General features: G+C 40.2%; 23 protein-coding genes, 2 tRNA genes and 1 pseudogene. 16 read left to right on the forward strand and 10 right to left on the reverse strand.

All coding sequences use genetic code 11. The features are described from left to right. Positions 1-62: 62 nt before the first annotated feature. A complete protein-coding gene (locus SFRI_RS10330) occupies positions 63-515 on the reverse strand; it encodes a hypothetical protein (protein ID WP_011637470.1) in 453 nt (150 codons plus the stop codon). Between the two features lie 270 nt (positions 516-785). On the opposite strand from SFRI_RS10330, the gene ccoN reads away from it, so the two are divergent. The 11 genes and pseudogenes from ccoN (at position 786) to ttcA (ending at position 11,203) form a co-directional block, all read left to right on the forward strand. After that, a complete protein-coding gene (ccoN, locus tag SFRI_RS10335; RefSeq protein ID WP_011637471.1) occupies positions 786-2,213 on the forward strand; it encodes a cytochrome-c oxidase, cbb3-type subunit I in 1,428 nt (475 codons plus the stop codon). A gap of 12 nt (positions 2,214-2,225) precedes the next feature. Then, positions 2,226-2,852 carry a cytochrome-c oxidase, cbb3-type subunit II gene (ccoO, locus tag SFRI_RS10340; protein ID WP_011637472.1) on the forward strand — a complete coding sequence of 209 codons (627 nt, stop codon included), beginning with the start codon at positions 2,226-2,228 and terminating at the stop codon, positions 2,850-2,852. A 9-nt stretch (positions 2,853-2,861) separates the two neighbouring features. Then, on the forward strand, positions 2,862-3,038 hold the full coding sequence (locus SFRI_RS10345; RefSeq protein WP_011637473.1) for a cbb3-type cytochrome oxidase subunit 3: 177 nt from the start codon (positions 2,862-2,864) through the stop codon (positions 3,036-3,038). A 5-nt stretch (positions 3,039-3,043) separates the two neighbouring features. Continuing rightward, a complete protein-coding gene (gene ccoP, locus SFRI_RS10350) occupies positions 3,044-4,012 on the forward strand; it encodes a cytochrome-c oxidase, cbb3-type subunit III (protein ID WP_041413567.1) in 969 nt (322 codons plus the stop codon). 116 nt (positions 4,013-4,128) lie between these two features. Then, entirely contained in the window at positions 4,129-4,608 is a 480-nt protein-coding gene (locus tag SFRI_RS10355; protein ID WP_011637475.1) for a FixH family protein, read from the forward strand. 57 nt (positions 4,609-4,665) lie between these two features. Further along, positions 4,666-7,059 (forward strand): heavy metal translocating P-type ATPase, encoded by a 2,394-nt coding sequence (locus SFRI_RS10360; RefSeq protein WP_011637476.1) that lies wholly within the window; start codon positions 4,666-4,668, stop codon positions 7,057-7,059. Continuing rightward, a pseudogene (ccoS, locus tag SFRI_RS10365) lies at positions 7,056-7,220 on the forward strand (cbb3-type cytochrome oxidase assembly protein CcoS); the annotation flags it as partial. The gene SFRI_RS10360 and the pseudogene ccoS, both read left to right, overlap by 4 nt. A 155-nt stretch (positions 7,221-7,375) precedes the next feature. Further along, the gene (locus SFRI_RS10370) at positions 7,376-8,065 is read left to right on the forward strand and encodes a sulfite exporter TauE/SafE family protein (RefSeq protein WP_011637478.1); all 690 of its coding nucleotides are present in this window, start codon (positions 7,376-7,378) and stop codon (positions 8,063-8,065) included. Between the two features lie 328 nt (positions 8,066-8,393). Beyond that, the gene (etrA, locus tag SFRI_RS10375; RefSeq protein WP_041412942.1) at positions 8,394-9,146 is read left to right on the forward strand and encodes an electron transport transcriptional regulator EtrA; all 753 of its coding nucleotides are present in this window, start codon (positions 8,394-8,396) and stop codon (positions 9,144-9,146) included. A 98-nt stretch (positions 9,147-9,244) separates the two neighbouring features. Further along, positions 9,245-10,174, forward strand: coding sequence for a universal stress protein UspE (gene uspE / locus SFRI_RS10380; protein WP_011637480.1), 930 nt, complete (start codon positions 9,245-9,247; stop codon positions 10,172-10,174). Positions 10,175-10,264: 90 nt separating this feature from the next. Then, positions 10,265-11,203 (forward strand): tRNA 2-thiocytidine(32) synthetase TtcA, encoded by a 939-nt coding sequence (gene ttcA / locus SFRI_RS10385; protein WP_011637481.1) that lies wholly within the window; start codon positions 10,265-10,267, stop codon positions 11,201-11,203. An 80-nt stretch (positions 11,204-11,283) separates the two neighbouring features. Here the strand turns inward: ttcA and SFRI_RS10390 are convergent, their stop codons facing one another. After that, complete coding sequence (locus SFRI_RS10390) at positions 11,284-11,937, reverse strand: DUF2987 domain-containing protein (protein ID WP_011637482.1); 654 nt, start codon at positions 11,935-11,937, stop codon at positions 11,284-11,286. Continuing rightward, positions 11,930-12,748: a glucosaminidase domain-containing protein gene (locus tag SFRI_RS10395; protein ID WP_011637483.1), complete on the reverse strand. Its 819-nt coding sequence runs from the start codon at positions 12,746-12,748 to the stop codon at positions 11,930-11,932. The genes SFRI_RS10390 and SFRI_RS10395 overlap by 8 nt, the downstream gene beginning before the upstream one ends. Positions 12,749-13,017: 269 nt before the next feature. Between SFRI_RS10395 and yvcK the strand changes: the two genes are divergently transcribed. Beyond that, positions 13,018-13,974, forward strand: a complete 957-nt coding sequence (gene yvcK, locus SFRI_RS10400; RefSeq protein WP_011637484.1) for a uridine diphosphate-N-acetylglucosamine-binding protein YvcK — start codon at positions 13,018-13,020, stop codon at positions 13,972-13,974. 199 nt (positions 13,975-14,173) lie between these two features. Here yvcK and SFRI_RS10405 read toward each other — a convergent pair whose 3' ends face one another. From SFRI_RS10405 to thrS, 5 genes are all read right to left on the reverse strand, one after another. Further along, the gene (locus SFRI_RS10405; protein ID WP_011637485.1) at positions 14,174-15,367 is read right to left on the reverse strand and encodes an amino acid aminotransferase; all 1,194 of its coding nucleotides are present in this window, start codon (positions 15,365-15,367) and stop codon (positions 14,174-14,176) included. 548 nt (positions 15,368-15,915) lie between these two features. Further along, positions 15,916-16,275 (reverse strand): 50S ribosomal protein L20, encoded by a 360-nt coding sequence (rplT, locus tag SFRI_RS10410; protein ID WP_011637486.1) that lies wholly within the window; start codon positions 16,273-16,275, stop codon positions 15,916-15,918. Between the two features lie 16 nt (positions 16,276-16,291). Further along, a complete protein-coding gene (gene rpmI / locus SFRI_RS10415) occupies positions 16,292-16,486 on the reverse strand; it encodes a 50S ribosomal protein L35 (RefSeq protein ID WP_011496149.1) in 195 nt (64 codons plus the stop codon). A gap of 83 nt (positions 16,487-16,569) precedes the next feature. Beyond that, on the reverse strand, positions 16,570-17,112 hold the full coding sequence (gene infC, locus SFRI_RS21265) for a translation initiation factor IF-3 (RefSeq protein WP_081430133.1): 543 nt from the start codon (positions 17,110-17,112) through the stop codon (positions 16,570-16,572). A gap of 3 nt (positions 17,113-17,115) precedes the next feature. After that, positions 17,116-19,044, reverse strand: coding sequence for a threonine--tRNA ligase (gene thrS, locus SFRI_RS10425; RefSeq protein WP_011637488.1), 1,929 nt, complete (start codon positions 19,042-19,044; stop codon positions 17,116-17,118). Between the two features lie 493 nt (positions 19,045-19,537). Here thrS and SFRI_RS21270 point away from each other — a divergent pair, with 493 nt between their 5' ends. Next, a complete protein-coding gene (locus SFRI_RS21270) occupies positions 19,538-19,738 on the forward strand; it encodes a CPXCG motif-containing cysteine-rich protein (RefSeq protein ID WP_011637489.1) in 201 nt (66 codons plus the stop codon). Between the two features lie 63 nt (positions 19,739-19,801). On the opposite strand, the gene SFRI_RS10430 is transcribed toward SFRI_RS21270, so the two are convergent. Then, positions 19,802-20,416 (reverse strand): riboflavin synthase, encoded by a 615-nt coding sequence (locus SFRI_RS10430; protein ID WP_011637490.1) that lies wholly within the window; start codon positions 20,414-20,416, stop codon positions 19,802-19,804. A 29-nt stretch (positions 20,417-20,445) separates the two neighbouring features. Here SFRI_RS10430 and SFRI_RS10435 point away from each other — a divergent pair, with 29 nt between their 5' ends. From SFRI_RS10435 to SFRI_RS10445, 3 genes are all read left to right on the forward strand, one after another. After that, complete coding sequence (locus SFRI_RS10435; protein ID WP_011637491.1) at positions 20,446-21,807, forward strand: MATE family efflux transporter; 1,362 nt, start codon at positions 20,446-20,448, stop codon at positions 21,805-21,807. Between the two features lie 329 nt (positions 21,808-22,136). After that, positions 22,137-22,213, forward strand: a tRNA-Val gene (locus SFRI_RS10440). A 48-nt stretch (positions 22,214-22,261) separates the two neighbouring features. Then, positions 22,262-22,338, forward strand: a tRNA-Val gene (locus SFRI_RS10445). 547 nt (positions 22,339-22,885) lie between these two features. On the opposite strand, the gene SFRI_RS10450 is transcribed toward SFRI_RS10445, so the two are convergent. Beyond that, positions 22,886-24,268 carry an NAD-dependent succinate-semialdehyde dehydrogenase gene (locus SFRI_RS10450; RefSeq protein WP_011637492.1) on the reverse strand — a complete coding sequence of 461 codons (1,383 nt, stop codon included), beginning with the start codon at positions 24,266-24,268 and terminating at the stop codon, positions 22,886-22,888. Between the last annotated feature and the right edge of the window lie 256 nt (positions 24,269-24,524).

Raw genomic sequence — 24,524 nt, forward strand, 5'->3', positions numbered from 1 at the left:
TTAAATTACCTCTGCCCTAGCCCACAAAGGTATCGTCATCTGCATATAAGTTAGCGATAACGTTAGTTGTTATCGTTATCGGCTAAGAAATCGTACATTAATGTCCGTGGCTGTTGTTGGTAATCAAATGAAACAAATACTCGCCATACCATATAATCACTGCTGCATGAGCCAAAAATCAATGGTCCTTGATAGACATTATCTTTTATTTCGGACAATGAAACTGGGATAATACCCATGAACATGTCGCGCCCTTCAATTCTAATTGAAATATTAGTGATCGCTTGATTGCTGCTAAGCGTAACTATTAATGGTTTTTCGCTGGGGGTATTGACGGGATCAATCAATAAACCGACCTGCAAGTCGGCTACTTTTTTGTAACATTCTCCAACAGAAAACTGACATAACGTTTTATCGATGGCTAAATTAGCGTGTTCTTGTGTTTGTGGGTTGTCACAGGCTACTAAAAACATTAACAAAAAATTTAAAATGATAATTCGGACAAGTTTGTGCACAATTATTAACCTTTATGGTTGAGTGAGTAACATTATCTTTCACAGATTGATCTAGATCAACTTTGATACCTTTTGCTAAGTATCTTTTTTGACTTAGCTCAAGTATCATTACACCGCCTCATGCTAGAGAGAATTAACATGAGGTAACACCTTGACAAATGGCATTAAAAACAGCATTAATTAGTTTGTTTTATGACCACTTGTTAATCTAACTGGTAAAGCTCGCTTTACTAAATATTAAAAGTATAAGTAATAAGCCGTGGAAGCATTATGATGAACCATTCCCAGTCTACAGGCGCTGATTACAACTACACTATTGTCCGCCAATTCGCACTAACCACAGTTTTGTGGGGAATCGTTGGTATGTCAGTGGGTGTATTGATTGCGGCTCAGTTAATCTGGCCACAACTGAACTTCGACACTCCTTGGTTAACGTATAGTCGTTTACGACCATTACACACCAATGCGGTGATATTCGCGTTCGGAACATCAGCTCTTTTCGCTACATCCTACTATGTTGTGCAACGCACTTGTCAAATCCGTCTCTTTGCGCCCAAATTGGCCGCATTTACGTTCTGGGGTTGGCAAGCCGTTATTATTGCAGCTGCTATCACTTTACCAATGGGCTTTACCCAAGGCAAAGAATATGCAGAACTAGAATGGCCTATCGATATCGCGATTGCGATTATTTGGGTTAGCTATGCAATTGTATTCTTTGGCACAATCGCTAAACGAACGACATCCCACATTTATGTGGCAAACTGGTTCTTTGGTGCCTTTATCATTACTGTTGCAGTACTTCACATTGTTAACTCAATGGCAGTACCAGTAAGCTTATTTAAGTCTTACTCTCTGTACTCCGGTGCAGTCGATGCGATGGTTCAGTGGTGGTACGGTCATAATGCGGTAGGCTTCTTACTTACTGCTGGTTTCTTGGGGATGATGTATTACTTCGTGCCTAAGCAAGCTGGTCGTCCAGTGTATTCATACCGTTTATCAATTGTCCATTTTTGGGCGTTGATTGCGTTATACATTTGGGCTGGTCCTCACCACTTACATTACACTGCCCTTCCTGACTGGACTCAGTCATTAGGCATGGTAATGTCATTAATTCTATTCGCACCATCTTGGGGCGGTATGATTAACGGTATTATGACCTTGTCTGGTGCGTGGCATAAGCTGCGTACGGACCCTGTATTACGTTTCTTAGTTGTTTCATTGTCTTTCTACGGTATGTCTACCTTCGAAGGCCCAATGATGGCAATCAAAACAGTTAATGCTTTATCTCATTATACTGACTGGACTATTGGTCACGTTCACTCTGGCGCGCTAGGCTGGGTTGCAATGGTGTCTATTGGTTCTTTATATCACTTAATTCCAGTGCTATTTGGTCATGGTCGTATGTACAGCATGAAGCTGGTTAACGTCCATTTCTGGTTAGCGACTATCGGTACTGTTTTATATATCGTGAGTATGTGGATTTCTGGTGTTATGCAAGGTCTTATGTGGCGTGCGGTTAACTCTGATGGAACACTAACGTATAGTTTCGTTGAGAGTTTAGAAGCCTCGTACCCATTCTACTTTGTACGCTTTATTGGTGGTTGTTTCTTCTTAACCGGTATGTTTATTATGGCCTATAACGTTATCCGTACCGTTAAAGCGTCTAAAGATTCATTACCTGCTATTGCAGAAGCTTAAGGAGCAGATTCGATGAAATTTAATCATGAATTAATTGAAAAGAATGTCGGCCTGCTTGCTATCTTCACTGTTATCGCCATTAGCTTTGGTGGTTTGGTGCAGATTACTCCACTGATATTTCAGAAAGACACTACCGAAGCTGTTGAAGGTCTTATTCCTTATACTGCTTTACAGATTGAAGGTCGTGACATTTATGTTCGTGAAGGTTGTTACAACTGTCACAGCCAAATGATCCGTCCTTTACGTGCTGAAACAGAACGTTATGGTCATTATTCTGTTGCTGGCGAGTCTGTTTGGGACCACCCTTTCCAATGGGGTTCTAAGCGTACTGGTCCTGATTTAGCCCGTGTTGGTGGACGTTACAGTGATAAGTGGCACGAAGTGCATTTAATTAATCCTCGTGACGTTGTACCACAGTCAAACATGCCTGGTTTCCCTTGGTTAGCTGAAAATAAGCTAGACGGCGAACTCACTGGTGACAAGATGACTATTCTGCGTAACCTGCATAAAGGCGGTTACAAAGGTAATGATCTTTACACTGATGAAGAAGTTGCTGGCGCTAAAAAAGCGGTTGAAGGCAAGACAGAAATGCAGGCGCTGATCGCTTATTTGCAATCTTTGGGTCACGCACTCAAATAGGAGGCAATAATGGATTATGGTACTTTTCAAGGTATTTTAACCATAGTTGTTATGGTGACCTTTGTAGGCATTTTCTTTTGGGCATACAGTAAGCATAGCAAGTCAAAATTTGACGAAGCGGCTAACTTGGTGTTTACAGAAGATGAACTTGCAAAAATGTCAAAAGACTCGGGAGATCAGAAGTAATGATTATGAGTAACTTCTGGAGCATTTGGATTTCTGTACTGACGATTGTGGTCATTGCTGGTTGTTTTATCCTTCTAAAACTGGTTAATAATAATTACACCGGTGTTGAAGAAGGTAAATCAATGGGCCACAGTTTTGATGGTATTGAAGAACTGAACAACCCACTACCAAAGTGGTGGGCGTACATGTTCTATTTAACCATCGTATTCGGTGTGATCTATTTAGCTCTATATCCAGGCCTAGGTAACTACAAAGGTCTGTTTGGTTGGACAAGTTCGAACCAAAGTATTGGTACTGAAAAAGGCATTAAAGCCGACTCAGCTGCAGCGCTTGAAGCAGCAAAAGCTGACAACCGTTTATCTCAATATGACCGCGAAGTGGCCCATGCTGACGAAAAATACGGTCCAATTTTTGCGGCATATTTAGCGACACCGTTAGAAGAGCTAGTAAAAGACCCTGAAGCATTAAAAGTGGGCGGTCGTTTGTTTTTACAAAACTGTTCACAATGTCATGGTTCTGATGCTCGTGGCTCTAAGGGCTTCCCTAACCTTACCGACAGTGATTGGTTATATGGCGGCGAACTAGCCACTATTAAAACCACTATCATGAACGGTCGCAACGGCATGATGCCGCCAAAAGGTGGTTTACCTATCGAAGACAGCGAAATTAAAGGTCTTGCTGAATACGTAGTTAAACTTTCTGGTGGTGAACATGACGAAGCGTTAGCCGCTCAAGGTCAAGGTTCATTTATGAAAGGTTGTTTTGCGTGTCATGGTATGGATGCAAAAGGCAACAAATTCATGGGTTCGCCTAACCTAACTGATAACGTATGGTTGTATGGCGGTAGCCGTGGTGTGATTGCAGAATCTATCACTAATGGCCGCGCAGGCGTTATGCCAGCATGGAAAGACATTCTTGGTGAAGAGAAAGTCCATGTCGTAGCAGCTTATGTTTATAGCTTATCAAACAAATAGTTACATATGAGTAACAACAAGGCCTCGAGATTATCGAGGCCTTTTTTTTAAGTGATTATTAAGCCATTACGGGGTAAAATAGCCCCCGAATTATTAACACCATTTTAGGACGTATTATGTCGGATCAACTCCCTTGGTATAAGCAGTTTTGGCCTTGGTTTTTAATCATCTTGCCAATGTGTGCCGTTATTGCCAGTTTAACCACACTAAAAATTGCTCTAGATAATTCTGATTCATTAGTTGCCGAAGATTATTATAAGCAAGGCAAAGCGATTAACATGGATTTGCGCAAAATTAAGTATGCTCAGCAGATTGGAATGAAATTTTTAGTGACTGTCGATGATCAAGAGTTAACTATCACTCAACACGGTGGCCCTGAATATCGCGCTGCGCTGAATGTACGTTTTTATCATCCGACTATTGAAGCTAAAGATTTCAGCCTCAATGCAACGGCCGATGCTAATTATGTTTATCACATCCCATTAGATGCTGCGATTACCGGTCCTTGGGAAGTGCGCATAGAAGGATTTGATGCTAAGTGGCGTATACAACAACGTATTGATATTAAAGATGACGTTGAATATTGGCTAAATTAATAGTAAATCGATTAAGTCTTTGAATGATGACATATTTAATTAAGCTGGTATAAATAGATGACATCTTGCTTTCATTGCAATGAGCCGGTGCTAACGGGTGAACAGTTTACAACCGTGATTAATGGGCAACCACAACCTATGTGCTGCCCAGGTTGTCAGGCGGTTTCGCAAGCGATTATGGATGCTGGCTTAAGCAGCTATTATCAATTTCGTAGTGAGCCAGGCAATCGCCAAACTGCTTTGATACCTGAGCAATTGTCGCAGTACAGTGCTTATGATTTACCTGAAGTACAGCAAGACTTTGTTCATAAACAAGGGGCTATTGATTCGACCTCTTTGTCTATCGACGGCATTACCTGCGCCGCTTGTGCATGGTTAATTGAGCATAAACTCAAACCCATTGCTGGTGTCACCAATGTATTGGTTAACTCAACTACACAACGCGCATTGGTAAGTTGGGATAGTCAAATTATTCAGCTCAGTGAAATTTTGCAGATTATCAGTAAAATTGGCTATCAAGCAGCACCTTATCAAGTTGATGAACAAGAAAAACAATCAAAAGCAGACAGTCGTAAATTTTTACTTCGTTTAGGACTTGCAGGCTTTGCCACCATGCAGGTGATGATGTTTGCCCTCGCCTTATATACTGGATACTTTACCGACCTAGATGTCGAGTTTCGCGATTATTTCCGCTGGGTGAGTTTAATTTTTGCCGCTCCAGTGGTGTTGTATTCTGCTCAACCCTTTTATTTCAGTGCGCTTCGTAGTTTATTAAGTGGCAAGCTTAATATGGATGTCTCTGTCTCCATCGCTATTTTAGGTGCTTATATCGCCAGTTGTGTCGCGACTATTCAGGCCAATGGCGAAGTGTATTTTGAATCTGTTTCCATGTTTACCTTCTTCTTATTACTCGGCCGCTATTTTGAACAAACAGCGAGACAAAAAGCCTCTGTTAGTTCGAGTAATTTACATAAACTGGTTCCTTTAACCGCACATTTATACCGTGATGGCGAGATTACTGAGATTGCTGCTAAGCAGCTGGTCATTGGCGATATTATTTTGGTCAAACCAGGTGAAGTCATTGCAGCAGATGCTGAGGTGGTTAATGGCCTATCAAGTGTCAATGAAGCCATGCTAACCGGCGAACAAATGCCAATAGGTAAACAGATTAATGATACCGTTTATGCTGGAACCATTAATGTCGAACAACCTCTGCAAGTTAAAGTCACTGCGTTAGGCCAAGATCAACTCGTGGCTGAAATTATTCGCTTACAAGAACTTGCATCAAACAATAAACCAGCTATTGCTTTGGTGGCCGACCGTTTAGCACGTTATTTTTCCGCAACGATATTATCGATTGCAGCGCTAACCTATATTGTTTGGTTGTTTATTTCTGCCGATGATGCTTTTTGGATTACCTTGTCGGTATTAGTTGCCACTTGTCCATGTGCCCTCGCCCTTGCTACGCCGACAGCTGTGACATGTGCAACGGCAATTTTTACCAAGTTAGGCGTTATTCCGCGCAAAGCCGGCATTTTTGAAAAACTGACTAAAATTGATCATGTGGTGTTTGATAAAACAGGAACCTTAACCTGCGGTCAATTATCGATTGGTGAAGTGCAAACCTTTGGCGAATACTCATCAGAGCAAGTGTTATCGTTGGCTGCAGCAATTGAGCAAGGCTCTTTACATCCCATCGCACTAGCATTTAAACCTTTTTATGATAATAAACACCTTGTCGAAAATGTTGATCATCATATAGGTTTAGGCATTCGCGCGAGTATCGGTCAACTGCAAGTTTGTATTGGTACGGCTCAATTTGTTACCCCAGACGCAAATGTAGCGGCTTCACAGGCAATTGAAACCCAGTGGATATATCTGTCTGTCAATAACAAATTGATCGCTAAAATTGAAATGCTTGATGAGTTAAGAGTCGACAGTTTAGCCACCGTGAATGCGTTAAAAGCGGCCAATATAAAACTCAGTATTGCCAGTGGTGATAATTCGGGACATGTTGAGTTTTTGGCAAGTAAACTCGGTATTTCAGATGTACATTCAGGTTTATCGCCGCAAGATAAGTTAGCGTTAGTGAATCAATTACAACAACAAGCCAATGTGGCTATGTTTGGAGATGGCATTAATGATGCGCCAGTACTTGCCGGAGCAAACTTGTCTGTTGCAATGGGAAGCGGCAGTGCTATTGCAAAAAATAGTGCTGACTTAATTTTACTAGGCGATCACTTGTCACGATTTAATGATGCTATTGATGTCGCTAAGCAAACACAGCGCATTATTCATCAAAATTTGTTATGGGCTTTTGCTTATAACATAGTTATTTTGCCATTAGCAGTTACCGGACATGTAGCCCCGTATATTGCCGCGATTGGCATGTCGGTTAGTTCACTGATTGTGGTGAGCAATAGTTTACGCCTTCTTAGGATAAAATTATGAGTATCATTTACGTATTAATACCTATTGCGATGTTGTTTGTATTGATAGCAGTCTCTATTTTCTTTTGGGCAGTAAAGTCTGAGCAATTTGATGATTTAGATAGACAAAGCGTGTCTATTTTATTCGATGAAGACGAAAACAGCATGAACAAAAACAGCAGTGCTAATGCCGACTCTTCCAACGATAGCTCTGCAACTAATGATTTTCCAACTAACAGCTCTCCAATTAACCGTTCTGCTACTACCGATGTTGCCCAACAAAATACAGTTGGTTCTGCTGCTTCATCTACTACTCACACTAAACCAGAGTAAACCCAATGATTGAATATAATGTTGGTGGTGCATTTATTGTTGGTTTAATGGGCGCTGCACATTGTTTTGGCATGTGTGGCGGATTAATTGGGGCTTTTTCGGCAAACATACCCACCAATGGACAGACACGTTTAGGCACGCAACTGACATTTCTGTGTGGCTACAATTTTGGACGCATCTTTAGTTACACTGTGGCAGGGGCCATTGTCGGTGGTAGTGTCTCCGCTCTTGGTCATTTATTTGATGTTGATAGTTATTTAATTTTTCTTCGCATTTTTGCGGGCACCATGATGATTCTTACTGGCCTTTATATTGCTCAGATATGGTTTGGAATCGTTCATATTGAAAAAGTTGGAAAAGTGTTGTGGCGATACTTACAACCTTTAACACGTAAATTTATCCCCATTACTCATCCATTCCAAGCCGTTATGGCGGGTATGGTATGGGGCTGGCTCCCCTGCGGCCTGGTGTACAGTACATTAACTTGGTCTGTTGCATCTGGAAGTGCATTACAAGGTGGCTTGATTATGTTCGCTTTTGGTTTAGGTACTTTACCCGCTTTATTTGCGGCGGGATTAGCAGCTAAAACCTTGGCCCAATGGGTACAAAAACGAGCAGTGAGATTATTCAGTGGCGGACTTTTGGTGTTGTTTGGATTACAAACGCTTTACATTGCTTTTAATCAACTCACCTAGTCAATTACTTTTAAATATGCCTATATTAATTTTAAGCTAGAGCAGATTTAAAACTACTTTACACAGATTTGTTTAATGAATTTTATCCTTAAAATCAATGCTTATGAGTTAAGCGGTTAAGTATGTAGAATGTTTTTTAGATAGGCATTAGTTATAAGCGATTATATCTGCAATGCGTCGAAGCGAAGCGAGTTACAGTTGTGCTTTAAAATGTCATTATTACAGTGTCTGTTCTCTTTATTTAGTAGGTAATACTCTGATGTCGAAGAGTACCTTATTAAGGCAAAATGGTATAACATGATAACGTCTTCATAAATTGAGAATGGGTATGTCTTCAGATTTGATTAAACCTCGTCGTCCATCAACTAGCGGTTGCGCCATTCATTGTCACGACTGCAGTATGGAAGCCCTGTGTATCCCTTTCACGTTAAACAATGATGAGCTTGATAAACTCGACAGCATTATTGAACGTAAAAAACCCATTCAAAAAGGTGACCTTATCTTTAAGTCTGGTGACGTGCTTAAGTCCCTCTATGCAATTCGCTCCGGTACAATCAAAAGCTATACCATCACTGAGCAAGGTGATGAGCAAATTACTGGATTCCATTTGGCCGGTGACGTCATTGGTTTTGATGGTATTCATGCACAACGCCATCAAAGCTTTGCCCAAGCGCTAGAAACCTCAATGGTCTGTGAAATCCCCTATGACACATTAGATGATTTATCTGGATCGATGCCTAAGCTGCGCCAGCAAATTATGCGTTTAATGAGTAATGAAATAATGAGTGATCAAGAGATGATCCTCCTGCTTTCAAAGAAAAATGCCGAAGAACGTTTAGCTGCATTTATCAATAACCTGGCTAATCGCTTTGGTAATAGAGGTTTCTCGCCTCATGAATTCCGTCTGACAATGACTCGTGGTGATATCGGCAACTATTTAGGCCTAACAGTTGAGACTATTAGCCGCTTATTAGGGCGGTTTCAAAAATCAGGTTTAATTGAGGTCAAAGGTAAGTATATTTCTATTATCGATCACTCGGCATTAAGTACCCTTGCAGGAAATGCTCGCATCGCCACTTAAATTTGATATATATGATCTATCTCAAAGTTTATTTATTAGCAAACGGTAATACTATCAACAGGTAATGTAAATAAAAACTCAACAGCTTTGGAGGTTATATGAAGGATTATAAAAAGATATTAGTGGTGATTAATCCTACAACGGATCATCAACCCGCATTGGCACGTGCTGTTGAATTAGCGTCAAAAAGTCAGGCAGAGATAACTGCATTTTTATCTATTTTTGACTTCTCTTATGAAATGACCTCAATTTTGTCTAGTCAAGAACGTGAAGCAATGCGCCAAGGTGTTATTGATCAACGAGTCGCTTGGTTAGAAAATGCCATTGATGGTTTCAGTAAACTCAATATAAAAATTAATACCGAAGTGGTTTGGCATAACCGCCCTTTCGAAAGTGTGATTAACCATGCGATGAAAGGCAATTATGATTTAATTGTTAAAAGCACCCACGTACATGACAAATTAAAAGCCGTTATTTTTACACCGACTGATTGGCATTTAATGCGTAAATCTCCTGTTCCTGTTTTATTAGTCAAAGAACACGATTGGCCAGTGGCTGGTAAGATTATTTGTGCGGTTAATGTAGTGACTGAAGATGAAGATCATCAAACTCTTAATGGCAAAATTATTAATCACGCTCTCGATTTGGCCAAAAAATTCTCTGCCAGTGTTCACTTAGTTAATGGCTACCCTGGTACGCCAGTCAATTTGGCTATTGAACTGCCCGACTTTGATGCCAATGTGTATAACAACACAGTGCGGATGCAACATGAACAACGAGTACAATATTTAGCGCAAGCATATAATATTCCGCTTGAAAATTGTCATGTTGAAGAAGGTTTGCCGGAAGATGTGATTCCAGAAATGGCGGCGAAATTAGATGCCGAACTAGTGGTACTGGGTACAGTTGGTCGCACTGGTTTTTCAGCTGCATTAATTGGTAATACTGCTGAACATGTCATCGACAGCATTAATTGTGATTTGTTAGCGATTAAACCTGATGGCTATAAATCACCTTTAGAAGATTAGTCTCCAATAGAATAGGTTAACTACTTTACCCTGACCTCGAATACTGGAATAATACGCGCCCTGAAACACTTGGTTACTGGGCGCATTTTTATGTCTGAAGTTGATACAATCGCTAAACAAAATATTACTCGTATGAATAAACTGCAAAAGCGTCTACGACATGAAGTCGGTTCAGCCATTGCAGACTACAATATGATCGAAGACGGTGATCGTGTTATGTGCTGCCTTTCCGGCGGCAAAGACAGCTACACCATGCTGGATATTTTATTAACCCTTCAACAACGTGCCCCAATCAAATTTGAAATTGTGGCTGTTAACCTAGACCAAAAGCAACCAGGTTTTCCTGAGCACGTTTTACCTGCTTATTTAGATAAGTTAGGCGTGGCTTATCATATTCTCGAAAAAGATACGTATTCTATCGTTAAAGAAAAGATCCCTGAAGGCAAAACGACATGTTCACTTTGCTCTCGCTTACGTCGCGGCACTCTTTATGGATTTGCCCAACATATTGGCGCAACAAAAATTGCTTTAGGTCATCATCGTGACGATATTATTGAAACCATGTTTTTGAATATGTTCTACGCTGGCAAACAAAAAGCAATGCCGCCTAAACTATTGTCTGATGACGGCGCTAATATGGTCATTCGTCCATTGGCCTATTGCCGTGAAAAAGATATTGAAGAATATTCAACTCTAAAATCATTTCCTATTATTCCTTGCAACTTATGCGGCTCACAAGAAAACTTAAAACGTGGCGCAGTTAAAGACATGTTACAAATGTGGGATAAGCAACACCCTGGTCGTATTGAAACTATTTTTACTGCAATGCAGAATACCTCACCTTCACAAGGTGTTGATCGCGAGAATTTTGATTTTATATCATTAAAGCGTAATCCCGATGCTGTTAACACCGGTGATGTAGCCGATGCTGACTTACCTGCTTTTGATTTTGTTGATATCAGTAATAATGGTCATATCAATTTAGACATTAGTAATAGAATCGATGTGGTAGCAACGTTTAAGCCATAATCAATATATTAGATGTTAATAGATAAACAAAAGGCGTTGATATCAACGCCTTTTATACTATTATTTATCCCGAGTTCAGGTTACTGAGAAACGAAAGGACTGACAACACTGGGTTTGTGAGTAAATGAAATGTTTTTCAGCTGAGTGATTTGTTCGAGTGTTAAAGTGAATTTCTCGTTAGCCATTGATTCAACATCATCTATAACAACTTTAATTGTTTTGCCATCAGCTTGTATTTCAGCAAACTCAAACGTGAGTCCATTAATCGGTTTTCTAAAATACTTCATTGGAAAACCCTGTAAGCCATCAAGCAGTTTATTCATATCGTTAGTTAATGCTAATAGTTCTGTTTGAGTGAAACTTTGTTTAGTTTCTTTAGCGCGAACTTGCATGGCAATTCCACATTGAGCAGCATCACCCACCACATTAATATTCACCAAGCCGCGGTCAGACTTAAGCTGTGGATCGTAAGGAATAAATAAACGTTGTTGTTTGGTATATGTTAACGGAAACTGTTCTTTTTCGGTGGTAATACTGCCTGATACTATGGTGCAATCAGGTGTTATAGGAACACTAAAGGCTAGCTCAACTAGTGGATAGTTTTGCTTGTTGACTTGCTTTAATCGATCATAAAAGCCGTTGTACTCTAAAGAAACAGTTTCAGCAAAACTGCTATTCACTATAAAAATAGTCGATATAAAAATAAATCCGTTAAGTAGCGTACGATTACGCATTAGCTTTGTTCCCTTGTAAATAAGGCTTATTGTGTTTAAGCATTTCGAGGAGTTCATCAATGTACTCATCTTTTCGTTCTGAATAATTCATTAACCCATAAACCAATTTCTCGGCTGTTGGTTTAACTTTTTGAGCCCGTAAATCGGCTCGAATAGAACGAAATAAACGGTACGCAGAATTGGTGTTTAAATTGATCATGTAAGCAATAATGGAATCTTTGGGTGAATCGAATACTGCAACTTCATGGATTTTGCCATCAGCTCTTGCTAATGGCACTAAACCACAGCCCTCAATAAAACACCACTGGCCAAAAAAGTTAAACCCGTCGACAGCAAAACGTGAACTGCCCCAACCGCTTTCATTGGCCGCTTGTACTAATACCATATCGACTGGAATAATATCGATACGCTTTAATAATGGCGTTAACGTTATGCGAGTAAATGCTTGAACATCATATTGATATTTAGCAATAATAGATGTCAATCTATCATTATCATGTTCACTTAACCCTAAACCATTATCAATTTGCTCAATAACGGCCAGTAAAAATTGACGATCGTGAATAATTATCTGATTTTGTGCTTCAATGGCAGGACGTAAAAAATCAAAAAATGTTTGTTTTTTAGTGGCAACATCTTCTATTTCAGCAAACATTGGCACTTTACCTAGGTCAATATTATTCAGCTGACGCGCACCAGATGATACTGATACTTGACTAGTATTAGGAAAAATGAACAGTCGCATCGCTAACAAAGCAACAACGGCTAAACCTAATGCAAATGTCACCTGACCTACATTGCCTATCTTCAATATTACCTGCCTTATCAAAAATTGATTTTCTACTTATTAATCTTACTAATTATAACCTTAAAAAACGATGGGATACAGTAAACCCCTTTTGTAGATTGCGTACTTACCCGTAATGGATCACGGTATGTTAAGTCATCATCCACAAAAACAAAAATTAATTACACTTTAAAGACTATATCCAGTTAAAATTGATTACATGTAATTACGGTGCGGTCTTGTATTGGCTGCTTATCGTCTTATTCAACAACTCAAGGACTTGAGCACAGATTATGTTGAATCATAAACTCAATAATTATCACCATGTGGTAGCCATCGGTGGCGGACATGGGTTAGGCAGAATTCTTGCTTCATTATCTTTTTTAGGCCCAAGATTAACGGGCATTGTTGCAACTACGGATAATGGCGGTTCTACCGGTCGACTTAGGCAAGATCAGCAAACTATTGCATGGGGGGATTTACGTAATTGTCTTTCTCATCTTGCACATCGACCATCGTTAGGTTCAATGTTATTTGATCATCGTTTTACCGGTGATAATGAACTTTCTGGGCATAATTTAGGTAATGTCGTATTACACGCACTTGATCAACTTTGTGTAAGACCACTTGAAGCGGTTAATCTAATTCGTGGCTTACTTAAAATTGAAACACAAATTATTCCGATGTCAGAGGCTTCGACTCATCTTGTAGCACTTACCCACTGTGGTAATAAAGTGTTTGGTGAACTCAATGTTGATGGCATGAAGGAAGCACCGATCGCGTTATCTTTGGAACCTGAAGTTGAGGCGACATCAGAGGCATGCGATGCATTAGCAAAAGCTGATTTGATTATTATCGGTCCGGGCAGTTTTTTAACCAGCATACTGCCACCTTTATTACTGCCACAAATTGCCAAGAGCATTCGTGACTCAAACGCACATGTCATGTTAATTGATAACTTAACGGCTGAGTACTCCCCTGCAAGCACTTTTAGTATTGAAGATAAAATTGCTTGGTTTAACCAGGTAATAGGCAAAGAAGTGATTGCTGATGTTATTCAGCATGCAGATGAAATTAAGCTGTCTTACTCCAACATTAATGGTGTTCGTTTTAATCACTTTCCTTTAGTCAGTCAACACCATCCGGGATTACATGATAAAACCGCATTAGCTGAAGCGATTAGCCAAGTTTGTGACTTACACCACACGCCAATTGATATGGCACAATACCGTCATTGCAATATGAAATAAGTTTATCGATGTTGGGTTATATCGACGCTCAAAGCGTTTAACATTCGTTATTGATTTGGTTTATAGACAGACTGCTCACTGAAGTGATTTTTGATTTGATGAACACTTGACTATCGTTGTGATTTCTTAGGTATTAATATTGAAATGGAAAACAAAAATGGCTGCATATTGCAGCCATTTTTGTATCACAATAGTAAAACTAAATCACTTGAGCTATAGCTTTACAAACCGCTGGAATATTATTTTTCGTTAAGCCTGCAACGCTAATACGACCCGAGCCGACAATATAAATTGCAAACTCATCTTTTAAACGTGCAACTTGGCTTTTGTTCAAACCAGAAAAGCTGAACATACCATTTTGACGAGAGATAAAACTGAAATCTTGTTCAACACCTTCAGCTTTTAGGCTTTGCACAAATAAACTGCGCATCTCAGCAATACGTTCTCGCATTAGTGTTAATTCTGTTTCCCATTCTTGACGCAGTGTAGCATCAGCTAAAATGGTACTAACAATTAATCCACCATGTGCCGGAGGATTGGAATAGTTTGCGCGAATAGTTTTTTTAATTTGGCTAAAGCTTTTTACTGCATCATCTTGATTTTCAGCGACGATGGTTACCGCACCAATACGTTCGTTGTATAAACCAAAGTTTTTAGAAAATGAATTTGCAATCAATAACTCTGGTACCACGGCTGCAACCGCTCGTAAACCTTGCGCATCTTCATCAATGCCGGCACCAAAACCTTGGTAAGCAAAATCAAATAATGGCAACAATGATTTTTCCAAACAAACCTTGGCAACTAATTTCCATTGTTCAATCGATAAATCAATACCCGTTGGGTTATGACAGCAGCCATGAAGTAAAACAACATCACCGGCATTCGCATTGGCTAAATCAACCAACATTGAATCGAAATCCATGTCATGTGTTTCAGCTTTGTAGTAGCGGTATTCTTTAACGGTTAATCCTGCTGTTTCAAAAATATTCTGGTGATTGGCCCAAGTAGGATTACTAACCCAAATAGTTGTTGATTTAGTATTTCGGACGAGAAACTCTGACGCTACCCGTAATGCACCCGTTCCACCGGGTGCTTGCGCTGTTACCGCTCGTTTATCCGATATAATTTGGCTATCAGCGCCAAAGAGTAATTCTTGAACCACTTGGTTGTAAGCTTGTACACCTTCAATACCGAGGTAATTTTTGGTCTTTTCGGTTTCAAGTAAAATAGCTTCAGCTTTTTTTACTGAAGATAATACCGGCGTTTGCCCAGCTTCATCTTTATAAATGCCAACACCTAAGTTGACTTTGTGAGAGCGAGTATCTGCTTTGAAAGCATCTGTTAAGCCTAAGATGGGATCTGCTGGAGCAAGTGTTACTTGAGAAAAGATCATTACAACTATCCTAAGTGAGGTGAATAGACAAATTTTGCTTAGTTATACCACTCTATGTCCCTTGTGAGTAGTGAGTTTTTTGATTGTTGAGATAAAAATACAAAATTGATAAAAACAACGCAAAATATTTTAATGCTCTGGGCATTCTTATGGTCAAGATACATTTGGATAAACAGATTATTTGTACTAAGTGTGCCGAATTGGATAACACCTAATCATTAATAATCTTTCAAAAATGATATATCGTTTAGTTGCCCTATTCAGTGCTACGTTCATAGCTTCATTCAACTGCATTACCGCTTACTCGTATTGAATGTTTATATCATAAACTCAGTCTTGTATAACATTTGCAACTACAGCAACATTTATCTTTAAAGATAAACAGGCCCTAATCATCATCAATTTTTTGAACACAGTGAAAGTGCTCAAATGAAGACAGTTTATTGGGAGTAAACAAGATAACTCAATTTATTAATAATACAGGTGATATAAAAAATAAGTATAAAAAAAGGAACCCGAAGGTTCCTCTTTTTAAAGCGACAAACTAATTACTTAGTTAACGCTTCTTTTGCTTTCTCAACTAAAGTTGCAAAAACAACTTTGTCGAAAACAGCGATGTCAGCCAAAATCTTACGATCGATTTCAATAGACGCCTTTTTCAAGCCGTTAATGAAACGGCTGTAAGACAGACCATTTTGACGAGACGCTGCATTAATACGTGCAATCCATAACTGACGGAATTGACGTTTTTTCTGACGACGGTCACGGTAAGCATATTGACCAGCTTTAGTTACTGCCTGAACAGCAACACGGTAAGTACGGCTACGAGCGCCATAATAACCTTTAGCTAATTTTAAAACTTTCTTGTGACGAGCACGTGCGGTTACACCACGCTTAACTCTTGGCATTTTCTAAACTCCTAAATTAAGCGTATGGTAGTTGACGCGCGATTGCTGGAACGTCAGATTTAGCAACTAAACATTTAGCACGTAAGTGACGCTTACGCTTAGTGCTTTTCTTGGTCAAAATGTGACGTAAGTGTGCTTGCTTGCGCTTGAAACCATTAGCGGTTTTCTTAAAACGCTTCGCTACACCCTTGTCTGTTTTCATTTTAGGCATTTCTAAAACTCCGCATTGGGACGTTAATAAACGTAAGGCGAGCAAAAGCCTCAAGAGACTTTTGCTACTTTAGGGTTGCCCTACTATTTCTTTTTAGGTGCTAGCACCATAATTGCTTGTCGACCTTCCATTTTCGGGAAAGATTCAACAACCGCATACTCTTCCAAATCAGCCTTGATACGGTTCAAAAGATCCATACCTAGGTTTTGGTGTGCCATTTCGCGACCACGGAAACGCAGCGTAATTTTCGCTTTGTCCCCATCTTCTAGAAAACGAATCAGGTTGCGTAGTTTTACCTGATAGTCGTTTTCATCAGTGCCAGGACGGAATTTAATTTCCTTAACCTGGACCTGTTTCTGCTTCTTCTTTTGTTCTTTTTGAGCTTTCGCTTTATCAAAAAGGAACTTACCGTAGTCCATTATGCGACAGACAGGAGGCTCAGCATTGGGACTGATCTCTACAAGATCAACTCCGGCTTCATCTGCAACGTTCTGAGCTTCTTTTATACTTAATATACCAATTGGCTCACCATCTAAACCTGATAAACGGACTTCAGGTACACCAGTGATTTCATCATTGATTCTATTAGGGGCTGGCTGTCGCCCTGCTGTTCTTTTGATCTTTATGACCTATTCCTCCAACAATTTGAGACTACGGAGCGAAATCTGTTGACGTATCATCGCGGCGAAATCTTCTAGTTTTAACTTGCCTAAATCGATACCGTCACGTGTACGCACCGCTACTTCCTTATTTTCCATTTCTTGATCACCAACGACCAATAAATAAGGCACACGTCTTAGGGTGTGTTCGCGTATTTTAAAGCCTATTTTCTCATTCCTCAAGTCAAAAGATGCTCGAATACCCTGTTCTTTGAAGAATTTAACGATTTCTTCAACATAATCAGCTTGTTTGTCGGTAATGTTCATTACAACTACTTGCATTGGAGCAAGCCAAGTTGGGAATTTACCGGCGTATTCTTCTATCAATATACCTATGAAACGTTCTAAAGAACCTAAAATAGCACGATGGATCATTACTGGCGTCTGGCGACTGTTGTCTTCTGCGACATAAGTGGCACCCAAACGAGTCGGTAATGCATAATCGAGTTGTACTGTACCACATTGCCATGCACGATCTAAACAGTCATGCAAAGTAAATTCGATTTTTGGACCATAAAACGCGCCTTCACCCGGTAATATTTCATATTTAATATTATTATTGGCAAGAGCTTGCTTTAAAGCGTCTTCAGCTCGGTCCCACATATCGTCGTCGCCAATACGCTTTTCAGGGCGAGTTGACAGTTTAACTACGATATTATCGAAACCAAATGTAGCGTATGTGTCATATACCATTTGGATACATGCACTGACTTCTTCTTGTACTTGATCATCAGTACAGAAAACATGAGCGTCGTCTTGAGTAAAACCACGCACGCGCATTAAACCGTGAAGTGAACCAGATGGTTCGTTACGATGACAGCAACCAAACTCTGCCATACGTAATGGTAAGTCACGATAAGATTTTAACCCTTGGTTGAAAATCTGTACATGACCAGGACAGTTCATTGGCTTGATCGCGTATTCACGGTTTTCGCTATTAGTAGTGAACATGGCTTCTGCGTATTTATCCCAGTGACCAGAACGTTCCCATAACACACGATCCATCATTAGTGGGCCTTTCACTTCTTGATAAGTGTATTGACCTAGCTTTTGACGAATGAATTTCTCAAGTTCTAAAAATATGCTCCAACCATCGTTATGCCAAAACACCATTCCTGGTGCTTCTTCTTGCATATGGTACAAATCTAATTGTTTACCAATTTTACGGTGATCACGCTTAGCCGCTTCTTCTAAACGCACTAAATGAGTTTTAAGGGCTTTTTTATCGGCCCATGCTGTTCCGTATACACGTTGCAGCATTTTGTTATCAGAGTTACCGCGCCAATATGCACCAGCAACGCTCATTAACTTAAAGTTCTGACAAAAACGCATGTTTGGCACATGAGGACCACGACACATATCGATGTATTCTTCGTGGTGATAAAGCGCTGGTGTTGCGTCTTTACTGATGTTTTCATCTAAAATAGCAATTTTGTATTCTTCACCACGACCATCAAATGCATCGCGGGCCTCTTGCCAAGATACAACCTTTTTAACCACATCGTAGTTAGTTTTGGCTAATGCAAGCATACGCTTTTCTAGGGCTTCGATGTCTTCATGCGTCAGCTTATGGTCTAAGTCGATGTCGTAATAAAAACCGTTGTCGATAACCGGGCCGATTGCCATTTTGGTTTCTGGCCACATTTGCTTGATCGCGTGACCTAATAAATGCGCACAAGAATGGCGAAGGATTTCAACACCCTCTTCGTCTTTGGCCGTGATGATAGCTAATTCTGAGTCTGCAGTGATTAAGTCAGTTGCATCTTTTAATTCACCGTTTACACGGCCAGCAATACACGCTTTTGCTAAACCAGGGCCGATGTCTAATGCAACATCAAGAGTCGATACAGGATTGGCAAACTCACGTTTGCTGCCATCAGGCAATGTAATAATAGGCATGAAATTTCCTTTTCCAGTGGTGACCCACACGTAGGGCCACATGGTAATTAAGTATGTTCTTTTTGAACGAGAGCACGTTAATGAAATCAAGACAGTACAGGAGTCTTAGTTACCCAAAAACGTAAGTCTCTATTCTATGTGATAAGCGGATTATTGCGCAACCATCATGCGGCCAATAACTGCCAGAAATAGCATGTTTAAGTCAAATTAATCACGTGAGCTGACTGTATTAGTGAGTGATGATTTTAGGCGGAGACTGTATTGACAATGCTATGTAGGTTCTAACGATATTGATTTAGCGATACCAATTTCATTGAATGAATTAAACTATCAAGATAAGAGATTGATTAATAGTGATAAAATCATAGATCGTTACGCATTAACTTTTTTGGGTGAATTATATTCGCCACAAATAGAATCATTCTTAGGGATGATCCAAAATATAAAATGCTCACTATACTTATTTAAAAGGAGTCAGTGAGGAGTATTAGCTATGAGATTACTTTCGCGTGCCATTTGTTGCCCACATTGCGGACATCATCAATACGTCACTTTAGATGCAAGTTCTGGAGATCAAGAGTATTACGACGACTGTCGTATTTGTTGCAATCCGATACACATTAGAATGCACCTAGATGATAACCGTCGTACAATTGAACTTCATATCGGTTCTGACGACGAACAAATTTATTAATTTTTAGCTCGCCTGCTTAAAATTCAAAGCAGGCAAGTTAATGTTCAATATTCAGTTGGGTGATTAGGCGAGCTGCTTTTTAGCTAAAATTCGCTCAACAGTATCAACAATCACCTGTGTTTGACTGTCTATTTCGATATTAATTTTGTCACCAACACTGTAATGATTCAAATTGGTCAACTTCAAGGTTTCAGGTATTAAATGCAGCAAAAAACCACTGTCACTGACTTTTCCTACTGTTAAGCTGCAACCGTTTATTCCCACAAATCCTTTATAAAAGATGTAGTTCATCCACTGTGGCTCAACTTGTAGTTCTATATTGTAATGTTCGTTGGTGTCACTGACGGCCTTAACAGTTGCCAGAGTGTGTACATGACCAGATAATATATGCCCACCAATCTCAGTCCCAAACGTTAATGAACGCTCAATATTGACCTTGTCGCCGACACTGGTATTACCTAGGTTAGTTACGGCTAATGTTTCTTCCATTACATCAAAAAAAACCTTATCATTTAGTATCTTGGTTACGGTAAGACAAACGCCATTATTGGCTACGCTAGCGCCAGTCACTAATCCTTGTGTTAACTCTGGCGTCATTGCGACTTCAAAGGTTTTAAGACCAGCTGCATTGTTAATCGATACCACTTCACACGTGGCTTGGACTATACCAGTAAACATATTTATCTCGTTCCATTATAGGTTTTTTAATGAATAATACAGGTTTTCAGATTTCACGCTTGATAAAATTGGCGCTTCCAGTGCTGATAGCCCAAGTGACACAAACCATGATGGGTTTTATTGACACTGTGATGGCTGGCCGTGTGAGTGCAGTGGATATGGCAGCCGTCGCCGTTGGGACCAGTTTGTGGCTACCTGCTATATTATTTGTTCAAGGCTTATTAATGTCCTTTACCCCGGTGTTTTCACAACATCACGGGGCGAATAATCAACAAATCATTCCATCACTCATTTTTCAGGCGGGTTATATTGCCATAATTGGCGGTATTGGGGTGATGTTGTTTCTCGCATCTTCAACATATTTACTCGACTTTATGCATTTAGAACCAAAACTGCATGCATTAACCGTGGGTTATATAGATGCAATCTTGTGGGGAGCACCAGCTTTCGTTTTGTATCAGGTATTACGCGGTTGCAGTGAAGGGATTTCTTATACCATGCCGACAATGGTCATTGGATTTATCGGGTTAGCCGTCAATATACCCGCCAATTACGTGTTTATTTATGGTGGTTTTGGTATTCCCGCTATGGGCGGTGCTGGTTGTGGTGTTGCAACTGCATTAGTGTTTTGGGCTATGTTAGCTGCGATGATTATTTACATGTTAGTAGATAAAACATTTAAAGAGCTCGCGCCATTCAAGCAGTTTTTTCGTCCTCATTTAGCCAGTATGTGGTCCATGACCAAATTGGGTATGCCGATTGCGATGGCATTATTTTTTGAGGTAAGCCTGTTTGCTGTCATCGCATTATTTTTAGCGCCATTAGGCGCTAACGTCGTTGCAAGCCATCAAATCGCCCTCAACTTCTCATCAATTATATTTATGTTGCCCTTATCAATTGGTATAGCAGTATCGATCCGAATTGGCTATTACCTTGGCCGTGGGCAACCAGAAATATCGGCCTTAGTTGCAAAAGTAGGTTTAGGGTTATCATTAACGCTAGCCATTTTTACCGCGATACTAACCGTCACCTTTAAGCACCAAATCGCACTGCTATATAATGACAACCCTGAAGTCGTTGCATTAGCTGGCAGCCTAATGATGTTAGCTGCGTTCTATCAGATATCAGATTCTATTCAAGTTGTCGCAGCTGGCGCATTACGCGGCTATAAAGATACTCGAAGTGCATTTTACATTACCTTGTTCTCGTACTGGGTGATCGGCATGACAACGGGTTATATTTTAGGGTATACGAATTTAATTGTTGAACCTATGGGCGCACACGGTTTTTGGATTGGCTTAATTGCAGGTTTAACCTCTGCAGCAATTTTGTTTGCTATTAGATTGAAATACATTCAAAAGAAAGGATTTGAGTTTCAACAGATTGGCTAATCTAATTGATTTTTTACAAGCTTAAGCGACTCACATTGCTTAAGCTTGAATCAAGTTGCACAGCAAATCACCGTTTAGTCATAAAAATGTTTTTTTTGCTTGCATGCAATAGCCTATCCCCCTTAAGATAGCGTCCGCTTTGAAGCAAAAGTATTTAAAGCAAGCGTTAACAATACACCCGTAGCTCAGCTGTTAGAAAGAGTCGCACTACACTCTTCACAAATGCAAATGGCAGGTGTCGGTATTCTGTTGAAATAATAGAAGTCCACTCGGGTTTACCACTCTTCTCAAAGAGTCTAATAATTGAAATTGTAATAAATGTAAACAATACACCCGTAGCTCAGCTGGTTAGAGCACTACCTTGACATGGTAGGGGTCGGTGGTTCGAGTCCACTCGGGTGTACCACTCTTTTCAAAGAGTCTAAACATTGGAATTGTAATAAAAGTAAACAATACACCCGTAGCTCAGCTGGTTAGAGCACTACCTTGACATGGTAGGGGTCGGTGGTTCGAGTCCACTCGGGTGTACCATTTCAAAAATTACAAAATCACTTACCTGCTCAAAATAAATCCTTCGAATTAAATCAAATTTTCATATCTTCTAAATAATTAAAAAATCGATTTCTAGATTTGGACAAATTCATATAATCAATGACACACGATGATTTGTTAATGTTAGCCTCACCTCACATGATGAAAATACGGTGTAATGCAGATCCCAAAGATGAGCCTGACGCTTTAGAAGAATTTGAAACAAACACAATTAGAGACTCATTCAGTTTTTGCAAACCACGCGGGCCAGTTCATTAAGACTTTTAGTCTCGGTTACTGACTCCGATGATTTGATGATAGTCCAAAGTTTAGCGTTATTGGCTAAGCCATTTAACGTGAAATTAATTACCGTGGGCGTTGTACTTTGGATCGTTACTAAAGGTCGCTAGCAAAATGAGTTATCTATTTTGATATTTTTGCATGCTTAGAAGTGTTTATGTTGATATCGCTAAACAACTCACTATTTAACGATTTATGTCCTTACTGGATAAGCCAATCCGACTAGACATCGGATTGGCAATTAGCGCTAGAACGGAGCGTCGATGTCGACAATGGCGATAAGTTTGTGGTTAACAAATTCCTTGATGCCAAGACCGACCAGCTCGCGGCCGTAACCTGAACGTTTAACGCCACCGAATGGTAAATCCGCCTTAGCCATTGTTGGATGATTGACAAAGACCATACCTGTGGATATTCGCTTCGCAATTTCTGCACCATGGATTGGGTTGGCAGTAAATACCGAACCGCCCAAACCGAACGGTGAATCATTGGCTATATGAACCGCGTCATCTTCATCCTTGGCGCGAAACAGCATAGAAACAGGACCGAAAAATTCCCAATAGCGTGCAGGGTTATCTTCTGCAACGTCAGTCAATATGGTCGGCTGAACGAAATTGCCTGAATCGGGAACAATTGGCCCAACCTCAGTTGCTGTAGCCCCGTAAGAAACCGCCTGGCGAATCTTGTCTTTGATTTCATCGGCTGCCGCCTTAGATGACAGTGGTGCTAGCGTTGTGCTTGGTTCAAACGGATCGCCCGCTTTAAGATTTACAACACTACCGATATAACCTTCGAGGAACCGATCATACACCTCATCAACAATGATCATTCGTTTTGATGACACACAAACCTGACCTCCATTCCAATGTCGACCTAGAACAGCCCAGTTAATCGTTTTTTGCATATCTGCATCGGCTAAAACAACGAATGCATCAGCACCGCCAAGTTCAAGGGTCGATTTCTTCAAAGCCTTGCCTGCCTGTGCGGCAACAACTGCACCAGCCCCTTCAGACCCCGTTAATGCTACGCCCTGAACACGCGGATCGTTAATGATAGTTTCTATCTGTGACCGTGTAGCATACAGATTCTTAAACACACCTTGAGGCAAACCAGCATCGAGCATTAATTTTTCGAATGCGGCAGCAGCCTGCGGAACGTTAGACGCGTGCTTGAGCAACAAGGTATTACCAGCAGATATTTGCGGTGCAGCAATACGCACAACCTGATAGAAAGGAAAGTTCCATGGTTCAATCGCCAATAATACACCCAGCGGCTCACACAAAATTTCCGCATCAGCGTCGGCAACCGGTAGCTTTTGTGGTGCCAGCAATTTCTGTGCGTTATCTGCATAGTAGTCGAAGATATCTGCTGACAACGCTATTTCGGCTTTGGCTTCGGATATAAGCTTACCCATCTCAATGGTGAGCAGATTGGCATAATAATCAACGTCACGGCGTAATAATTCGGCGGCGGCGTGCATTATGCGCGCACGCTCAGTAAACCCAGTATTTTTCCAAAGTAAAAAAGCATCATGCGCATTTTCAATTGCTTGCTTTACTTCTGAGTCGCTTGCGTCTGGGAACGTTACCAGAAGATCACCAGTGTAAGGATTGCGTGTTTCATATGTCATAATATTTACCTTTTTTGGGTAATGTACCAACAGGAGACTGGTATTTAACAACCGCCCTCCCGGTTTTTTTTGCAAAAGCTATCGCCTTAGGGCGAACTCAGTACCATCAAGATGGTACTGAATTGATATTTTACTTTTTAGCAACATAGCGCATTAGCTTGCCGACGTTTCCCCCAGTTCATAAGACCAATGAGTCCATCAAGAGTATTTTTAGCCCAACCTTCTTCGAGTTTTTTTGTGTCATATTCAATCTCCT

The sequence above is a fragment of the Shewanella frigidimarina NCIMB 400 genome (assembly GCF_000014705.1).
Classification (GTDB): Bacteria; Pseudomonadota; Gammaproteobacteria; order Enterobacterales; family Shewanellaceae; genus Shewanella; species Shewanella frigidimarina.

Excerpts from the sequence above, each read along its gene's own strand:
- ccoN (WP_011637471.1), top strand. The coding sequence starts at position 786 with ATGATGAACCATTCCCAGTCTACAGGCGCTGATTACAACTACACTATT.
- ccoO (WP_011637472.1), top strand. The coding sequence starts at position 2,226 with ATGAAATTTAATCATGAATTAATTGAAAAGAATGTCGGCCTGCTTGCT.
- SFRI_RS10345 (WP_011637473.1), top strand. The coding sequence starts at position 2,862 with ATGGATTATGGTACTTTTCAAGGTATTTTAACCATAGTTGTTATGGTG.
- ccoP (WP_041413567.1), top strand. The coding sequence starts at position 3,044 with ATGAGTAACTTCTGGAGCATTTGGATTTCTGTACTGACGATTGTGGTC.
- SFRI_RS10355 (WP_011637475.1), top strand. The coding sequence starts at position 4,129 with ATGTCGGATCAACTCCCTTGGTATAAGCAGTTTTGGCCTTGGTTTTTA.
- SFRI_RS10360 (WP_011637476.1), top strand. The coding sequence starts at position 4,666 with ATGACATCTTGCTTTCATTGCAATGAGCCGGTGCTAACGGGTGAACAG.
- SFRI_RS10370 (WP_011637478.1), top strand. The coding sequence starts at position 7,376 with ATGATTGAATATAATGTTGGTGGTGCATTTATTGTTGGTTTAATGGGC.
- etrA (WP_041412942.1), top strand. The coding sequence starts at position 8,394 with ATGTCTTCAGATTTGATTAAACCTCGTCGTCCATCAACTAGCGGTTGC.
- uspE (WP_011637480.1), top strand. The coding sequence starts at position 9,245 with ATGAAGGATTATAAAAAGATATTAGTGGTGATTAATCCTACAACGGAT.
- ttcA (WP_011637481.1), top strand. The coding sequence starts at position 10,265 with ATGTCTGAAGTTGATACAATCGCTAAACAAAATATTACTCGTATGAAT.
- SFRI_RS10390 (WP_011637482.1), bottom strand. The coding sequence starts at position 11,937 with ATGCGTAATCGTACGCTACTTAACGGATTTATTTTTATATCGACTATT.
- yvcK (WP_011637484.1), top strand. The coding sequence starts at position 13,018 with ATGTTGAATCATAAACTCAATAATTATCACCATGTGGTAGCCATCGGT.
- SFRI_RS10405 (WP_011637485.1), bottom strand. The coding sequence starts at position 15,367 with ATGATCTTTTCTCAAGTAACACTTGCTCCAGCAGATCCCATCTTAGGC.
- rplT (WP_011637486.1), bottom strand. The coding sequence starts at position 16,275 with ATGCCAAGAGTTAAGCGTGGTGTAACCGCACGTGCTCGTCACAAGAAA.
- rpmI (WP_011496149.1), bottom strand. The coding sequence starts at position 16,486 with ATGCCTAAAATGAAAACAGACAAGGGTGTAGCGAAGCGTTTTAAGAAA.
- thrS (WP_011637488.1), bottom strand. The coding sequence starts at position 19,044 with ATGCCTATTATTACATTGCCTGATGGCAGCAAACGTGAGTTTGCCAAT.
- SFRI_RS21270 (WP_011637489.1), top strand. The coding sequence starts at position 19,538 with ATGAGATTACTTTCGCGTGCCATTTGTTGCCCACATTGCGGACATCAT.
- SFRI_RS10430 (WP_011637490.1), bottom strand. The coding sequence starts at position 20,416 with ATGTTTACTGGTATAGTCCAAGCCACGTGTGAAGTGGTATCGATTAAC.
- SFRI_RS10435 (WP_011637491.1), top strand. The coding sequence starts at position 20,446 with ATGAATAATACAGGTTTTCAGATTTCACGCTTGATAAAATTGGCGCTT.
- SFRI_RS10450 (WP_011637492.1), bottom strand. The coding sequence starts at position 24,268 with ATGACATATGAAACACGCAATCCTTACACTGGTGATCTTCTGGTAACG.